Source organism: Pedobacter sp. BMA (genome assembly GCF_001027745.1).
Lineage (GTDB): Bacteria > Bacteroidota > Bacteroidia > Sphingobacteriales > Sphingobacteriaceae > Pedobacter.
Genome location: NZ_LECU01000010.1, coordinates 22191 through 38868, shown reverse-complemented (window position 1 = coordinate 38868; position 16678 = coordinate 22191). Strand labels below are relative to the sequence as shown.

Annotated in this window: 15 protein-coding genes and 1 riboswitch; of the genes, 7 read left to right on the top strand and 8 right to left on the bottom strand. The window is 43.1% G+C overall.

The window, feature by feature from the left end:
• Positions 1-305 precede the first annotated feature (305 nt).
• Positions 306-1196 (bottom strand): winged helix-turn-helix domain-containing protein, encoded by an 891-nt coding sequence (locus tag AB669_RS20055; protein WP_047801148.1) that lies wholly within the window; start codon positions 1194-1196, stop codon positions 306-308.
• 99 nt (positions 1197-1295) lie between these two features.
• Between AB669_RS20055 and AB669_RS20050 the strand changes: the two genes are divergently transcribed.
• Positions 1296-2381, top strand: coding sequence for a two-component regulator propeller domain-containing protein (locus AB669_RS20050; RefSeq protein ID WP_047801228.1), 1086 nt, complete (start codon positions 1296-1298; stop codon positions 2379-2381).
• A gap of 13 nt (positions 2382-2394) precedes the next feature.
• Here AB669_RS20050 and AB669_RS20045 read toward each other — a convergent pair whose 3' ends face one another.
• From AB669_RS20045 to AB669_RS20035, 3 genes are read right to left on the bottom strand one after another with little or no spacing between them, the layout of a single operon-like run.
• The gene (locus AB669_RS20045; protein WP_047801147.1) at positions 2395-3504 is read right to left on the bottom strand and encodes an FAD-dependent monooxygenase; all 1110 of its coding nucleotides are present in this window, start codon (positions 3502-3504) and stop codon (positions 2395-2397) included.
• 60 nt (positions 3505-3564) lie between these two features.
• A complete protein-coding gene (locus tag AB669_RS20040) occupies positions 3565-4419 on the bottom strand; it encodes a helix-turn-helix domain-containing protein (RefSeq protein ID WP_047801146.1) in 855 nt (284 codons plus the stop codon).
• 25 nt (positions 4420-4444) lie between these two features.
• Positions 4445-5026, bottom strand: a complete 582-nt coding sequence (locus AB669_RS20035; RefSeq protein WP_047801145.1) for a DUF5025 domain-containing protein — start codon at positions 5024-5026, stop codon at positions 4445-4447.
• An 83-nt stretch (positions 5027-5109) separates the two neighbouring features.
• On the opposite strand from AB669_RS20035, the gene AB669_RS20030 reads away from it, so the two are divergent.
• Together AB669_RS20030 and AB669_RS20025 are read left to right on the top strand one after the other, a co-directional pair.
• Positions 5110-6249, top strand: coding sequence for a DUF4932 domain-containing protein (locus AB669_RS20030; protein ID WP_047801144.1), 1140 nt, complete (start codon positions 5110-5112; stop codon positions 6247-6249).
• A 10-nt stretch (positions 6250-6259) separates the two neighbouring features.
• Complete coding sequence (locus tag AB669_RS20025; RefSeq protein ID WP_156166813.1) at positions 6260-7021, top strand: hypothetical protein; 762 nt, start codon at positions 6260-6262, stop codon at positions 7019-7021.
• A gap of 17 nt (positions 7022-7038) precedes the next feature.
• On the opposite strand, the gene AB669_RS22260 is transcribed toward AB669_RS20025, so the two are convergent.
• Positions 7039-7221 (bottom strand): hypothetical protein, encoded by a 183-nt coding sequence (locus AB669_RS22260; protein WP_047801142.1) that lies wholly within the window; start codon positions 7219-7221, stop codon positions 7039-7041.
• Positions 7222-7289: 68 nt separating this feature from the next.
• Positions 7290-7391, top strand: a riboswitch (TPP riboswitch).
• Between the two features lie 85 nt (positions 7392-7476).
• Here AB669_RS22260 and AB669_RS20015 point away from each other — a divergent pair.
• Genes AB669_RS20015 through AB669_RS20000 form a run of 4 tightly spaced genes read left to right on the top strand, consistent with a single transcriptional unit; the run spans position 7477 to position 10146 of the window.
• A complete protein-coding gene (locus AB669_RS20015) occupies positions 7477-8193 on the top strand; it encodes a class I SAM-dependent methyltransferase (protein ID WP_047801141.1) in 717 nt (238 codons plus the stop codon).
• Entirely contained in the window at positions 8139-9239 is a 1101-nt protein-coding gene (locus tag AB669_RS20010) for an AIR synthase family protein (RefSeq protein WP_047801140.1), read from the top strand. The genes AB669_RS20015 and AB669_RS20010 overlap by 55 nt, the downstream gene beginning before the upstream one ends.
• The gene (locus tag AB669_RS20005) at positions 9236-9892 is read left to right on the top strand and encodes a thiamine phosphate synthase (protein ID WP_231582723.1); all 657 of its coding nucleotides are present in this window, start codon (positions 9236-9238) and stop codon (positions 9890-9892) included. Before AB669_RS20010 ends, AB669_RS20005 begins: the two co-directional genes overlap by 4 nt.
• Positions 9889-10146, top strand: a complete 258-nt coding sequence (locus AB669_RS20000) for a Trm112 family protein (RefSeq protein ID WP_047801138.1) — start codon at positions 9889-9891, stop codon at positions 10144-10146. Before AB669_RS20005 ends, AB669_RS20000 begins: the two co-directional genes overlap by 4 nt.
• A gap of 101 nt (positions 10147-10247) precedes the next feature.
• Here the strand turns inward: AB669_RS20000 and AB669_RS19995 are convergent, their stop codons facing one another.
• The 3 genes from AB669_RS19995 to AB669_RS19985 are packed head-to-tail and all read right to left on the bottom strand — an operon-like array spanning position 10248 to position 16429.
• A complete protein-coding gene (locus tag AB669_RS19995; RefSeq protein WP_047801137.1) occupies positions 10248-11420 on the bottom strand; it encodes a glycoside hydrolase family 88 protein in 1173 nt (390 codons plus the stop codon).
• Positions 11421-11456: 36 nt separating this feature from the next.
• Positions 11457-13331, bottom strand: a complete 1875-nt coding sequence (locus tag AB669_RS19990; protein ID WP_047801227.1) for a RagB/SusD family nutrient uptake outer membrane protein — start codon at positions 13329-13331, stop codon at positions 11457-11459.
• Between the two features lie 11 nt (positions 13332-13342).
• Positions 13343-16429 carry a SusC/RagA family TonB-linked outer membrane protein gene (locus tag AB669_RS19985; protein ID WP_047801136.1) on the bottom strand — a complete coding sequence of 1029 codons (3087 nt, stop codon included), beginning with the start codon at positions 16427-16429 and terminating at the stop codon, positions 13343-13345.
• Positions 16430-16678: the final 249 nt, after the last annotated feature.

Here is a 16678-nt window from a genome sequence, read left to right as displayed (position 1 = left end):
CTAGTTGGCCGACCGTAATTGGCTGAAATTAAGCATAAGCTGATGTAAACAATAAAGATGATGATGAGGCCTATCGGGCCAACTTCCATGGTACTGTGAGAGGTGAAATCGCGCATTTAATTTGATTTTGATACAGTCAAATATAATTATTTTTGATTAAAAACAATGTGTATCCCAGGATCAAATGCACCCAGCCGATGCATTATCCCGGACCGGGAAAGCAAATCGTAAACAATCAGCTGTTTTCCATTTCCTTTTTTGAGATAGGCTATATTGGTGAAATCTATTTCCATATCTTCTATATTTCACGTACCGATCTCCAACTTATACCCTTTGCCCCTGATCACCAGAATATTGACTAATGGATCAACTTCCAGTTTTTTTCTGAGTTTTGAAATGAACATATCCAGACTGCGTCCTACAATAACACCTTCATCTTCCCAGATTTCCTTCTGCAGCCGGCTTCGTTCAATGGTTTGATTTGGCTGGCGTGCGAAAATGCTCAGCACCCGCGTTTCTGTCCCCGTAAGATAGATCGTATTTTCATCTATCTGGAGCGTCCTTTGCTGCTCATTGAAGAGTATCGAACCTAGCCTGAATACATCAGCGGGCAAATCATCAGACAGCGATTTTATCGGCTTAGCGGACTTCAAAACAACAAATCCAACGAAGGCCAGGAATGACAGGCTACCAAGCAGATACTCTTTGTTAGCCGGATGTGATCCCGAGGGTTTGAATTTGATATTGATCAGGTATGCTGCTTTAGGTTGCATCCTTCCTTTACAGGAAATGATATCATCATGCTTATTTTTAGAAATGGCGTAGCCATATATTACGTCAGTGCTACCGCTTTTCCGCACATTGACCACATAATGTTTCGTGAGTGGATCGTGGGCCAGCAAACGCCGTGTAGTGTTCACCAAAGCATCAGGCAAAAAACTAAACTGATGCTCGAAGCTGATTTGATATTCGTTTTCATCAATCTTTTTCACAGGCAGTACCCTGGATGTACGATCACCCGATTTTAAAAGCAACTCATGCGCTATTTTGCGGAGTAAGATTTCTCTTTTGGATTGATCGAAATCATCAGCATCCCCCGTGCGGTAGGCCACACAAATAACTGAGATAAAACAAAGTAATATCAATCCGACCATGTATTTATGGTTTCCGGTGAACAGATTTCGGGCGGTTTGCATGTAATCAGGTTTTATTTACAAAGTTTACAATTTTATTTACAATCCAGATTAGGCTGTCGGAAAGATATCAAAGTAATTTCGCTGAACCAATTAAAAAACATGAAAAATACAACAAATGCTTTTTGCTTCCTGCTCTTTGTAATGGCAGTAATATTTCATTCGCCGGCAAGCGGACAACAAAAAAACGACGCTCAGGATTCTGTTTACACTGGCGATTTACCACTTAATACTATCCCGAAAGGTATTGTGAGAACAATTAAAAGAGACAGTAATGGCAATATGTGGATTGCTTCATGGAGTGGTGTTTTTAAATATGACGGAAAAACGTTTACGAATATGACCCGCGGTGTGAGTTCGGCACGTTTCTTTTCTGTTTTGGAAGATAGGAAAGGCAATTTCTGGTTTGCTTCTGTGGGTTCGGGCATTTATTACTACAATGGAAAATCGTTTCAGAACTTTACCACAAAGGATGGGCTGGCCAGCGACAGAGTGACTCATATTTACGAGGATACACGTGGCCATATATGGTTTGGAACAGAAAATGGGGCAAGCATTTATGATGGTAATGGTTTTAAAAACATCAAAATGAGCAAGGCCACTACCCTTGCCCAGTCTGATTCTGTTCACAGCTCCGCTTACCAGCACACGCTTCCGAACGACAGCTGGATGCACAATGATGTGAATGGCATTATCGAAGATAAGAGAGGGAGATATTGGATCGCGACACGGGGTTACACTACCATTTACAACGGAAAGACGTTTATCACTTTAGCCAATATTGATGGTAAACCTTTTACCAATATGCGTTCCATTATTAAGGATAAAAACGGCAATATCTGGTTGGGCGGTGCAGATGGGCTTTGGCGCTACAACGGCAAAACGTTTACTTGTTTGACCAGAAGATTTGTAGGCTACATCTATGAAGATAAAAAAGGAAACATCTGGACAAGTTCCGAACGCGCTGACAATACTAGCACGGCAATTGGAAATAGCGTGAAAGGCCCTGCCTGGGCGCTTACACGCTATGACGCGAAATCGCTAACTGACCAAATACTAATGACCACTGAAATTGTGTATAAGCCCATGATCTTCGGAATTCAGGAAGACGATGAAGGGAATATCTGGTTTGGTGATTTTGATGGAGTACACCGGTATGACGGTACGGCAATCAAAGACTTCAAGTAGCTTTTATAACTACTTAGAAACCGAGGCCATTTTGGTATCGGTTTTGAATGGCTTCTTCAGTTCTCGGAATCAGGACGTCCAGACCAAAATCGATCACCTGTGCCTGCACGTCGTCAATAAACGGGCGGAAGCTTTCATTGTAAGCTCTAAAGGCCTCTTCGTGGTTCAAATGATATTTTTCGAAAGCGGTTGCCATTGCCGCTGCGCCATCTATAGCCAGTGAACCGCCTCTTCCGGCTGCCGGAGAGGCACAATAACCTGCATCACCCACCAGTGCAACACGACCTTTGGTCCACGAAGGCATCTTCATCTGACAAAGCTTGTCGAAGTAAAATCCATCAGTTTGCAGCACTTCTTTGAGTAATTCCGGAGTTCGCCAGGCCGTATCCTTGAATTGATCCAGAATAATTTCGCGCATTTGCTGTTCATTACGGTAATCATAACTGATCTCTTTGTCAGAATGAAAGCACAGGCAGATATCCGTTTTACCGTTATAGGCATTAAGCATAACAGTTTTACCAGGTTCGCTGTACATCTGCGTGGTATTTTCGGGAATAAGCAGTTTGTTTACAATCGTAATCGAAAAATAAGCTTTGAGGAAATGTGAGAATAAAGCTTCATCTCCAAACCAGTGCTTCCGAACGGCAGAATGGATGCCATCACAGCCGAAAACTAAATCGAAGGATTGTGGGCCTTTATTTTTAAAGGTGACATCCATATGTGTTGCCGTTTCTTTCAGGCTGGTGATGCGCTCATTGAAAATAAAAGTCGTATTATCCTTTATTGCCTCATATAGCAGATTTAACAAAAAATCCCGTTCAACCTCATACTCTACTTCATCAGTTTCGGCCTTGTCTTTCGCGCGGAAATCAACCAGTTGGGTAACATCATCTGCATTTTTAAATGACATCGATTCCATTTGCAGTTGGTTTGCTACAATTTGATCGAACAGGCCCATGCGTTTAAGGATGTCAATTGTATTCTCCATGATGTTAACGGGCGTTCCGCCTTTTTTAATCCCTGATGCAACCTCCACTATTGTGACCTGATAGCCAAGTTTGTTCATCCAATGGGCCGTACAAAGTCCGGCAAAACTTGCACCGGATATTAAAATATTTTTCATGAAGACAAAGGACGGGTATAAACGAAAAAGAGAATAGGCAGAATACAGGCAAAGCTTGAACTAATCGCGGTTTTTACTATGAAAGCTTACAGGCGCAACACCTGCAACCTTTGTAAAAAGTCGCGAAAAATACGGATAATCGTCATAACCCAGCGTAACAGCTACTTCTTTAAGCGATAGATTGGAATGGCAAATAAGGCGTTTAGCTTCTAAAATTACGCGTTGCTGAATATGGTAAGATACCGGCTGACCAGTGGTCATTTTAACACATTCATTGAGGTATGCAGTAGATAGATTTAACCTTTCAGCATAAACTGCAGGACGTTTAAGGTTCATAAAATGATGTGCAAGAATCTTTCTGAATGATTTTGTGACCTGCTCTGCGCGTGAAAATTTGTCGCCAGGTTTAATCCTGCCCATACAAGAAATCATCAGTCCAATGAGCGCATTGCCGTGATCTTTGAGCAGTGATTTATAAAACTGATCTCTTTCCCTGCCAGCGATTTGAATGCAAAGTGATGCGGCCGAAGACAAAAGTTTAAATGTTTCTTCATCTAATAAAACAGGTTCCGTAGGATTAATTTCTTCTAATACTCGAAGATATTCAAGGTTTAAGACCTCATCATTAACGGCAAGGGTACAGGCCTTTATTTCATTGAAGCTAATAATCCGATGAACCTGATCAGGGTGCATGTAAACCATTGCCGGCGCTTGAATGTCATATCGTTTAAAATCAATTTCGAGTGCAACAGAACCTGCTTCGATCAGAAAAAAAGAATGCCTGTCGTGGCGTTCCGGTTGTTCCCATTCACCCATATCCGGCAAATCTTCAAAACTGAAGCGTTCGATACTAAGCCCCAGGTCATATTCATCGCCAAAGTGCTTTACAGGTATGGATGGAGTTTTTCCAGGCATTGCCTAAAGATAAACTAGCTTTTGTTTAAAACCGAACATCAAACACACCATTGCGGATCACAATTGAATCCTGGAGGTTTTTAACATTGTATAATACACCATCCAGTTTGCCCCCCACAAAAGGAATTCCACTGTCTTTTGGTATATCGTATTTTGAAATAACAATATGAAACGGCGACTTAACAGCGCTGGTCGTATATAACTTTGAATCTGGCCTACCCAGGTCGGTTACCAAAAAAATATGCGTTGAAAAATCCTTTTGGTAGGCATCACCGTTTGCTAGCTGATATTCCTTTGGCCTGATATCGAATATTTGAAACTGCAGTTTTGAAGGGGATGTGGTGTTTAGAACTGTAGCCTGAAGGGCGACATTTACCGTATACATCTCATGTTGCGTACCATCAGCGTCGCCGATTATGGTTCTGCTGCCGCGGAAAATTTCTCTGTTTGTAGAATTTGATCCTTTTATATCTAGAGACTGACCAGCTACGTTTGCTTTGAAGTACTGGACATAAGTTTGTTTTTCAGTTACCTCGGCGACGTCTTTCTTACAGGAAAAGAGTAATACGGGAAACAAAATTGTAAGTATTGTATTATGCGTTTTCATAGATAACAAATATAACGACTTCAAGATTAACTTTAAAATATCTAATCTAGAGGCTGTATATTGAATATTAAATGTTACATTGATTGCAATCAGATCCTGATTTTGGATTAGGGTCATTATATGTTAAATTAGCGGCAACACTGATGATCATGAACCGAAAGCCCATTTTCCAATACGCCACTACCCTATTACTGAGCCTGCTTACTACAATATCTTTTGGCCAGAAAATCTTTTCCATACAAACTGACCCTAGAGTGGAAGCCTTAAGTATATTTTACACGCTGGCAACAGCAAACACATTAGATACAAAACCTACTCCATCTACTTATTACAAGGATGTAAAAACATATTTTAAATCCTATAACCAACATCAATCGCTGAACTGGTATCGAAACTTAAAGAATTGGGATGGGCCTGACATGGCATCTTTAGGACTTTTTCTTTCTCAGAAGCATCCTTTTAAACTAGAGATTAAACCTGAAATCAACTATATCAGAAATGCTTCTCTGGATACTTTCATCTCCTATTTCAATGCTTTCTATAAGGATTGTCAGGTTGAAACCTTCCTTACTAACCACAAAAATGCATATAACAAGATTAACAAGAAGGGAGAGTTACATATTGAAAAAAGCGGAATACTAGCTGAAGTAGTTTCGTTTTATCAATCGAATCAAAGTGGTGAATTTGTGATATACACTGATTTTTTATGTAATCATGGAAGCAATGCCATCACCTCGAAAGACCAAAAATTTGCTGGAAAAATCATAGCTAAAGCAGGATACATCGAGGATAAGTCTAAAAAACTAACAGATGATAGCCTGGTGAATTTTGAGCCTGCACCGAATGTTGTTGCACATGAATGCAGTCACATTTACCTGAAAAACTTTTTAAGCAATTATCATGATAGACTATTTAAAATCAGGAGTTATTTTTTAACGACTACAGCCGGAAAGAAGCTTGATGAGGCCTACTGGGAAAATGAAGTTGACGAGTTGCTGGTAAGAGCCTGTGTAGCAAAAATTCTATCTCAAAAATATGGAGAGGAAAGCGGGGATGCAGAGATAGCCAATCAATCCAAGCATTTCAAAGGGGCCAAAGAACTGTATTCATTTTTCGATGCCTACAGTAATCACCGGGATCGGTACCGAAGTATTGAAGATTTCTATCCGGAGATGATAGGTTTTTTGGAAAGTATGGCGACAAATAATGACATCATTCACTAGTTATATCGCCATGAAAGCAAAACTTATTACACTGCTCGCCATTCTCGTTTTAACATCTGTAGATTCCTTTGGAGGCTGGTTCAAAATCTACAATTACGCTGGCGCTATTGATCATTACCCGGTTACCTTATCATTTCAGATAAGAGACGGCTACTTTGGTGAGGCTGCGAAAAAAACTTTTAATGCAATTGGAGTTTATAAGTATGACAAATTCAACAACCCCATCAGATTAGAAGGCAGATTTAACCAAAAAACTAATGAGATTGAACTTTACGAGCTTGGGAGCAATGGGAAGGTTTCAGCAATCTTTCAACTCCGGTTTTCCAATCAGCAATTAATTGGTACCTGGAATAGTGGAAAAAACAAACGAATAGTTAAACTTAAGCTTGACAATAAACTGAGCGATCTCTCGGATGAGGCGTTTAAGGATATTAAAATCCTTCAGCTTGCATCGTTGAACGACTATTATTTTGTCGGTTTGTATGCAAAGAAGAGTGCCGGTGAAGATGCAAATATGACCGCATTGAGGATCATTAACAAAAAAACCAATACTATTTTTCAGACGCTTAACTTTGAAAACATTGATACTCCTACGGGCAACATCATGACCATTATTTATGATAATGTTCCTCTTAGTAATGGAAATAACTTCTACGTTTCCAATCAAATCGGGCGGGTTGGCGGCTACCTGAATGTAAGCTACAATGCCGTTAAAAAGCGATTTATTTTAGATCCTGAACCGGTTGCTGAAGGGGTAAAAGGGAATGAATAAATTCACCCTGCCCGCTCCTATTCAAACCTATCTATAATGGGATGATCACCTGGTTTTGGAATATCATCCATCTGTTCATGGTTATCCATCGCTATAGCGGTAACCAACTGCTGTTTTAAATCCGCTAATTCAGAATTTGGTTCTAAAAGCTGAATGAGGCTATTAAGTTGCTGGGTTGTGGCTTCTATTTGTATTTTCATAAGCACTGTGAAGCAAATTACAGGCCAATAAGTGTTTGCAAAAAAGAATTTAAAATCAATATATTTGCCATTGTTGCACGGGGTGCTTTTAACTAATGTTAAAGGCTGAGATGAATACCCGCGAACCTGACACGGATAATACCGGCGTAGGGATGCATTGGCTCAAAAGGATTGCGGCTGCCTGGCTGTTTGAATTTTTGCCCTGGTCACTATCCGTTAAAACCGGTTAGCTGACAGGAATAAATATTTAAACATATGCAATTAGAACAAAAAAGCTTTAGCGTACTTTCAGACCAACTTACTAACTGGCAGGGACGGAAAGAATGGTTTTTTAACCGCGAACATACCGATACTTACGAGCAATGGTACGAAGGGCGTTACAAACGTGCAGAGGTGTGGCAGAAAAAGGTGATGGGTCAGTTACTCACCAGCCATCCCGGCATAAAAGAACTTCTGGAATTTGGATGCGGCACTACCCGCTTCACCAGATGGTGGAAAGAAATAGGCATTGAGGCCACTGGCGGAGATCTTTCTCCCTTTATGCTCGGCCAGGCTGTGCACTTATTCGATGGCGACCTGGTCAATGCCGATTCTCACTATATGCCTTTCAAAGATAACAGCTTTGATGCAGTGGCATTCATTACCACATTTGAGTATTACCGCGACCCTCTGCAAGTGATCAGGGAGGCCGCCAGAGTGGGCAGAAAAGGAATTGCATTTGGGATGATGAACCGAAATTCTCCCAAGTTTTTCAGACGACGAATACAGCAGGCATTCGGAAAAAACCCACTCTACGTTACGGCTACCTTTTACACTCCGCAAATGCTGATTGAAAAGGTTCATAAGGCGCTAAAAGGACGTGAGTATACCATTGAATGGACCTGTACCGGTTTACCAAAGTGGTTTCCCCTTCAGCAATGGAGTTTGCCTTACGGAGATTTTTTTGGTCTTTACGTTCACTTCAGGGATTAGTTGAAACTTTGGGCTTAGGAAAAATAGATAACGATGGTCTTGAGGAAATCATTCTTCAGCATTGTGGAGAGAACCGTAGTGAGGTACATTGCGGACCAGCTTTTGGCGTAGATGTTTCGGTAGTCAACCTGCCCGGCGGACTGGCACTGGCGATGACAAGCGACCCCTTGTCGTTGATCCCCTCTTTGGGTTTGCAGGAATCAGCCTGGCTATCGGTTCATTTAATGGCTAACGACATGGCTACCACCGGGTTTGCTCCTATGTATGCGCAAATGGTGCTCAACCTGCCTACGTCGCTGACTAAACAGGATTTCAATATTTACTGGGAACATGTTCATCAATACTGCAAAGCCATTGGTGTAGCGATTACCGGCGGACATACCGGTAGCATTGAGGGGCAAAACTCGACCATAGCTGGCGGTGGCACCATGCTGCTCACGGCACCTGCACAAAACATTTTACTGAGCAGGCAAGCGCAGGCCGGCGACCTCATTGTAGTAACCAAAGGATGTGCTACCTCATCTACCGCTATTTTATCCATGAGTTTTCCTAAAACTCTGGTGGCCAGACTAGGAACAGAAACCTATCAGAAAGGATGTGAGCTTTTCTACCAGACATCAAGTCTGAAAGAGGCGATGATTGCTAACGCAGCCGGACAGGCAAATGCCATGCACGATGTAACCGAGGGCGGGGTATTGGGTGCAGTTTATGAGATGGCTATTGCCTCTGGCAATGGCGTAGAAATCGATAGTCATGCGATTCCGGTAAGCCAGACGGCCATTGAGGTATGCAGGCTCTTTGAAATTGATCCACGATTCTGCGTTGGCGCCGGGAGTATGATCATGGCTGTAAGCCGTGACCAGGCAAAAAACCTAACTGATCAGCTCGAGCGTGAAAATATTCAGGCGACTATCATCGGTAGCTTCACCGAAAAGGAAAAAGGATACAAAATACGAGAAGCGGATGAGTTGGTTGATCTGCCGTATTTCTCTACGGATCCGTATTGGAATGCTTTTTTTTCTGCACTAAAGAAAGGATGGACATGAGCAACATTAGGAAAAATATTACAGGCGGAATCTATCTGGTAATAGATCCGGCAATGCAGAGGGCTGCTTTAATGGATAAACTTAAGCTGGCACTGGCGGGAGGAATTGATGTGCTGCAGATCTGGAATAACTGGCCTGAAGGGATAGATAAGCTGAGTTTTATAAAGGAAATATCCATTCTTTCCCATCCCTATCAAATTCCGCTTCTCATCAACCAGGAGTGGACCCTGCTGAAAGAACCTTCGGAGCTCGACGGCGTACATTTCGATGTTTTCCCGGATGATCTTAGCTGGATTAAAACTCAAGTGGCCAGAGACTTTATGATCGGCGTAACCTGTTCGGGAAATCTGGATACGGTACGGCTTGCACATAAGGATAAGCTTGATTATATCTCTTTTTGCTCGATGTTCCCTTCGAGCTCGGCAGGGAGTTGCGACATTGTATTACCGGAAACCGTGAGCGCAGCACGCGAGCTTACCCATCTGCCGCTGTTTGTTTCGGGAGGAATCACACCGGAGAATGCGGATGTGTTGAGTAAACAGATACCCTTCGATGGTGTTGCCGTGATATCAGGGATTTTAAACGCTGATAATCCCGTTGCGCGAACAAGGCAATATCAACAAGTATTAACAACAAACAATAAAATATTATGAGAACCAAAACCATAGAAAAACTATGCTGTCCATTTGATAAAAAGGACCTTAAGCTAGACATATTTGTAAAAGACATCGACTCAAACGTTCTGGAAGGAGTACTCACTTGCATAGAATGTAAACGTAAATTCCCTATTGTTTATGGGGTACCGATTATGTCGCCGGATGAATACCGTCAGATTGAACTTGAACAACCAATAATGGAAAAGTGGAAACTTGAGCAGGAACTGACAGATACCAGGCTACTGCCCTAAAGCTTTAGCTTGAAGCACTTTAAAAACAAATGAAAAAGCCTGTACTCAGACAGGCTTTTTCATTTGATAGTCAAAGATATAAGGTTTCCAACTTAATCTTCCTATTTACTTCTTAACAGTGCTTCCAGATAATAGTAATCTGCATAGTTAATGGGCACATCAATTTCAGACTTGGCAGGGCGATGACCAGTGCTATGTTCGAGTATAAAACCATAGTTATCGCCAAACTTACTGGTGTAGTTTTTACTCAGTGAACTCAAGATATGATCTGCAGCGGCTTTATATTTCTTTCCATTGCTGCTGTATTTCGCCAGCTCGTACAATGCAGATGCCGTAATGGCCGCAGCGGAGGCATCTCTTGAAGCATCTGGAATCTTCGGGTCGTTATAATCCCAATAAGGAACACCATCTGCTGGAGTAACCTTATTATTTAAGATAAAGCCTGCAATACCATCTGCCTGAGCAAGATACCGCCTGTCTTGGGTTTCCCTGAAACACATGGTGTAACCGTATAATGCCCATGCCTGTCCCCTCGCCCAGGCTGATTCGTTTTCGTAGCCCTGAGCCGTAACCTTCTGTAAAATGTTCCCGGTTTTAGCGGTATCATAGTCGATTACATGATAAGAACTGAAGTCAGGCCGGAAATGGTTTTTTATGGTATGATCTGCATGGGAAACGGCAATCTTATAAAATGAAGAATCACCCGTCATTTTGGTCGCCTCGAAAAGTAATTCCAGGTTCATCATATTGTCGATGATAACCGGGTACTTCCATTTATCGCCATTATGGTCCCAGGATTTCAGTACGCCTGCCGTTTTGTTAAACCGTGTGGCAAGCGACCGGGCCGCCTGGATAATTACAGCCTTATAGGCGGTATCTTTGGTTAAGCGATAGCCGTTTCCAAAGGGGCAGTAAATCATAAATCCCAGATCGTGCGTACCCCGGTTGTATTGCTCCTCTTTGATATCGTCGGTATACTTTCTCGCGAGTTTGAGCCACTTTTCGTCTTTCGTAAACTGATAAAAGTACCAGAGTTCGGCAGGGAAAAACCCACTTGTCCAGTCTTTTGAAACGACCATTTTGAACTGACCCTTTTCTACCGTGCGTGGTGAAACCTGGCTGGGCTTCACCAACCGGGCAGAGTCGACATTGCGGATAAGCACATCAGTTTGCTTGCCGGCGGATGCAAAGGCTTTTTTAACATCAACGTTTTGTGCGTTTGCAACGTGGCAAGCCAGGAGAATCAGTAATGTAATATTGATTTTAAATTTCATGGAGTCGCTAGATTATGCTTCAAATTCATATTAAAGTTACGGAAGTTTATCCAGGGCAGGCACATTAAGTTCATATCCTGCATAGCCTTTATTCTGGTTAATCCTTCCCTCGGTGTTAAATCGCTGAGCTGAAGCAGGAACCGGCCATAGTACATGATATGGTGCAATTTTATAATTTACGCCCTGCAGGTTTGGAACCTGGTTTTTATAGAAATCATTTTTCTCCATAATCCTGTCGTACATAAAGTTATTGTCGGAGAATGCGGCAATGGTATACACTTTTCCATTATATGCTGCTTTGCCGGTTTGTGCGAAAATATAGGCAATGCGGGTCAGCTCTGTTTTGCGGGGTTCTTCCCAATACAATTCCCGGGCGCGTTCATCCAGAATGGTACCAATAGTGATGGCACTGGCGTTGGTTAACAGGGTTGCATTGGCCCGTGCCCGAACGACATTGATATCGGCCATTGCAAGGGCAAGATCGCCTTTCCAGTAATAGGCTTCGGCCCGCAGCAAATAAGTTTCTGCCAATCGGAACACGTACCAATCCGTATTTGTTCCGCGTGGTGGCGTCCAGTATGGATCGTTAGCCAGTGCGTTGGTAGAATTGATAAACACCTTATAATGCGGCCATCCGAACCAATGCCGAATGGTATCAAGTGCACCATTGGTAAATCTTTGGGCAAGATTTGACGACGAATAAGGTTGTAGCGGCTGTCCGTAAAGGGCTCTGTCTGCAGCGTTTGATGAAGTTTTCAAGGCTGGGTTATTGTAAACCAGATCCGTCATATCCATCCACATCCCTTTTGCATGCCGGTAATCCGTATTATCTGTCCAGATGTATTTTGTGCTGTACGGCGTACCACGATAACGTCCGATCCCCCTGCCGTACATTCTGGTGAGGGGAATTTCGGCAGTTACGGCATCGACGATGGCCGTAGCGCCGGAAGGTGTTTTTACATTTGCAAAATGCCAGGCTGGTACGGTATTTCTCATCAGCTGCGATCCGTTAGCGGTGAAGCCCACGAAATTCTCTCTGTCGATTACCAGAAACAGCGCTTCGCGGTTTGAGGCAATGGACTTGTTATCCATGCGGTGCAAGTCCCAGATTACATTTTTGCTGGCATCTGAAGCGGTGCTCCCGAAGCGCGCTGTCATCATTCCATATTTACCGCCATTAATCACATTATTTGCAGCAGCTATGGCATCGTCAAATTTGCCCAGGGCCAGGTTGACTTTAGTGAGCAGGTGGCTGACTGCGCCTTTTGACACCTCACCTTTATTACCACCGTCGGTTACCCAGGTTTGTGCAAACTCCAGATCTGTTTTCAGTTTAGCCAGGATCACTTCTCTTTTGGTGGAATAAAAATCGGCTTTAGGAGATTCCAGATCCTGTAAAAGTAAAGGGACGTCGCCAAACTGATGTACCAAACGATAATAGTTATAAGCCCTGTAAAATAATGCCGATCCGAGAATCAGGTTTTTCTCTGCCTCGGAACTGTAGCTAGGCCTGTCGATATTGGAGATAATGGTGTTGGCCTGTCTAACGGCAATGAATTCGTTTTCCCAGTACCATCCTATTTTGTTGTAGTCGTCACTGTTCAGGTTGGCATCCGGCGTAATTCTCGAAATCAGGTCCTGGGCAGGTGTATTTTTATCAGTGGTGCCCTCTACGGCAACGTCTGAGAAGATTGATTCGGTAAGCATAGGTGCAGAATCGCCGAAAAACTCTCTTCTGGTTGCTGCACCTAAACCATTGAGTGCGGCTTTCATGGCAACGAGATTATTGAGATTCTCCGGAGCATAAGCCGAAAGCTGCTCGGAATCCAGATAGCTTTTCTTGCATCCTGTGGCTATGATCAGGGCAACGAATCCAAGAAAGAATAGAATGTTTTTATTTGTATTTTTCATATTCATCAATGTTAAAGCGTCACATTAAGGCCTAAAGTGTAGTATCTTGGAGTTGGTCCGTCATTCTGCGGATCCCAAAAAGTCCATGTTGGTGCATAATAACCTGCATTGGTGACGTTGGCATATATCTTTGCTGATTTAACGCGTATTTTAGTTAGCAGGTTTACAGGAATAGAGTACGACAGGGCAACGGTGTTCAGGCGGATAAATGAATTATCCCAATACACATTGAAGCTGGTGCCACTGGAACCTGAATTTAATCTCGCATAATCGTTGATAGGGTTGGATGGTGTCCAGTACGGAAATACATAAGAATTTGAGCGGGCAAAGCCTACACTTCCGGGCTGGTTCTTTGCCAGGTTGTACTGTTTCATCTGTCCCCAGTTGGATAAGAGCTGAAAGGAGAAATCAAAGTTTTTGAAGATATTGAACTCATTTCTCATCGCCAGAAAATAGCGTGGGGTTTTATATCCCAGAAATTGTTTATCATCATCAGAATAGGCATAATCTCCATTCACATCTTCCAGTTTGAAATCACCCGCTTTAATTGCTGCTTTGGTGAATTTCGCTGCTTCAGCCATTTCATCTGCCTGCCAAACGCCTTGAACCTTATAATCCCAGATGACGTCGATGTCTTTACCAATAAACCATCCATTACCAGGATCGTTGGTTGGCAGTGCAAGGGCGATAATCTTATTCCGGTTGAAGGAGATATTGAAGTTTGTGCTCCATTTAATATTACCTTCTATCAGGTTTTTTGTGGTTACACTAAATTCACCACCCTTGTTGTTGATACGGGCAAGATTAGAATATACATTTGAATAGCCACTTACGTTAGGCAGCGTTTGCCGCACCAGCAAATCGGTTGTTTTTTTAGTAAAAGCTTCAATGGAACCATTGATGCGGTCATTAAACAGCGAGAAGTCTAAACCAATATTTAGTGCGGTGGTTTCCTCCCATTTCAGATTGGAATTGGCCATCTTGCTGGAAATCTGCACCGTGTTTACATCAGATGCTGTGCCTCCGGGAGTTACCGTCTGGTATTTTCCACTGGTCAGTTGTGCTAAAGCAGCATAAGGATCCACTGTTCCGTTATCAGGATTACGCAGGTCACGGTTTCCATTTACCCCGTACGATAACCTTAGTTTTCCGTAATTGAGCCACTTTTGATTTTTAAGAAACTTTTCATCGGTAAATACCCAGGCCAGCGCGGCGGAAGGGAAAGTTGCTCTTTTTGAGTTGACGCCGAATACAGAATATCCATCACGGCGAACGGTAAGGGTAAGGTAGTAGCGTTGTAAAAGTGAATAGGTCAACCTGGCCAGCAAAGCGTCGCCCGTGTAAACTTTATCTTCACTGTTGGTTGTTGGCTTGACACCACTTGATAAGTTATGGTAGCTCAGCACATCGCCCGGTACGAAACCCTCATTACCTGCCTGTGTCCACCAGGTTTGGTATTTTTCGGCATTTGCAAGCAGCGTCAGATCGAAGTTGTGAATATTGGCAAAGGTTTTATTCCATTTAATGAGGTTATCGACTTGCCAGTTGTAGCGGGTTTCATTTGATCTGGTTGCCGAACCACCTGGGGTTACCACGTCAGGGTTTCTGGAGGAGCGGTAATCGAAGGTACGGTAGAAATCCAGTCCGGGGCTAAAATTGATCTGGTAGCTAAAGCCGAACGGAAGTTTCACCTTGCCATATACACTTCCGAAAATGGTATTCTGTTTATTCATCCTTTCGTTATAGGTCATGCTTAAAAAAGGATTTCTGGCGTTCAATCCGCTGTCATCGGTAGGGATCCGGCGCAACTCTCCGTTAGCGAGGTAACGGTCTCCATAAGGGGAAAGATTGATGAGTTGGGTCCAGTCTGCCTCGAGTGAGCCGGTGCCGGTTCTGGCTTCATCGCGATCGGCGAATTGGAAGTTCATTCCAAGTGTGACTGATTTTGCGACCTGCCCTTCCAGGTTAATCCTGGCCCTGATGGCGGTATAGTCTCCACCTTCAATTACGTTCTCGTTCTTTTGGTAACCCAGAGACATGTAATAGTTGATTTCCTGTTTTCTTCCGCTCAGGCTTAGGGTATGGTCCTGGCGGAAGCCTTTTCTAAAAATATCATCGTACCAGGGTTCTGTTTTACCTGCGAGGTAATTGGCTTTTTCGTTGGCCACGAGTCCCAGGCGGTTGAGCCACAAATCTACGGGATCGCCCGTTTGACCGTTTAACCACTGATTTAACGTGACTCCGGCAGGAAGATTTCTGGGGTCATTGTAAAGGTATTCCGGTGTTGTTGCGCCGCTCCTTAATACGTCACCTCTCCAGGCCAGGAAATCTTCTCCATCATAACTGCGCATGTTTTTGGCCATTTCGGCGAAACCTGCATTGGTGTTGATGGTGATGAGTGGCTCATCGCCTTTACCTTTCTTGGTGGTAACGGCAATCACTCCTGTTGCAGCTTTGGCACCGTACACAGCCAGTGAACTGGCATCTTTCAGTACGTCTACCGTTTCAATATCATTGGGGTTAATATCTGCCAGCTGTCCGTTGTAAATCACGCCGTCCAATACAATTAATGGCGAGCTTCCGGCGCTTAACGTTGATTTGCCACGCACCAGGAAATCGCCCCCGCCTTTGGCACTTGAACTCAGGCCTACAGACAGTCCCGGAACATTTCCCCGGAGTACGTCGGACAGACTCTGCGGATTTTCATTCTCTAGCTGAGTAGCCTTAACACTGGAGATGGCACCAGTAGCATCGCGTTTGGTTGCAGTACCATAACCGATTACCACCACATCGCTGAGGTTTTGGGGTTCATCAAGCAAGATGATTGAAAAAGTAGTGCGCCTGTTGACTGCTACCTCTTGCGGGGTATAACCAACTGCTGAAAATACCAGCGTAGCATTGGATGGTGCGGTAATGGAAAAACCACCATCAGCCCCGGTAGAGACACCCGTTCTTGCGTTTTTAATTTTCACCGAAACACCGGGGATGCCTGCCCCTGCTTTGTCTTTTACGGTTCCCTTTATGGTGGCTTCCTGCGCGTGGGCAGAGAGCAGCATAAAGCAAACCAAACTAAAAAATAGCGTAATTTTTTTTCTCATAATTGTATTTGGTTAAGAAATTAAGAACACAAACGTATTCTATTTAAAACCAAAAAACAAAAAGAAATTACACATAAAACACTACATTTCAATTAGTTAAAGACAACACCAATACACTTTAAACGCAATAACTTAAAAACAAAAAAGCTGTTTAGAACAGCGCTATAGCTACTGATCAAAATCAGGGCAATACGCTTTAACAGCAAGATTTTTTTTTGTGAATATTTAAGCGATTTAGGTTATTGATAG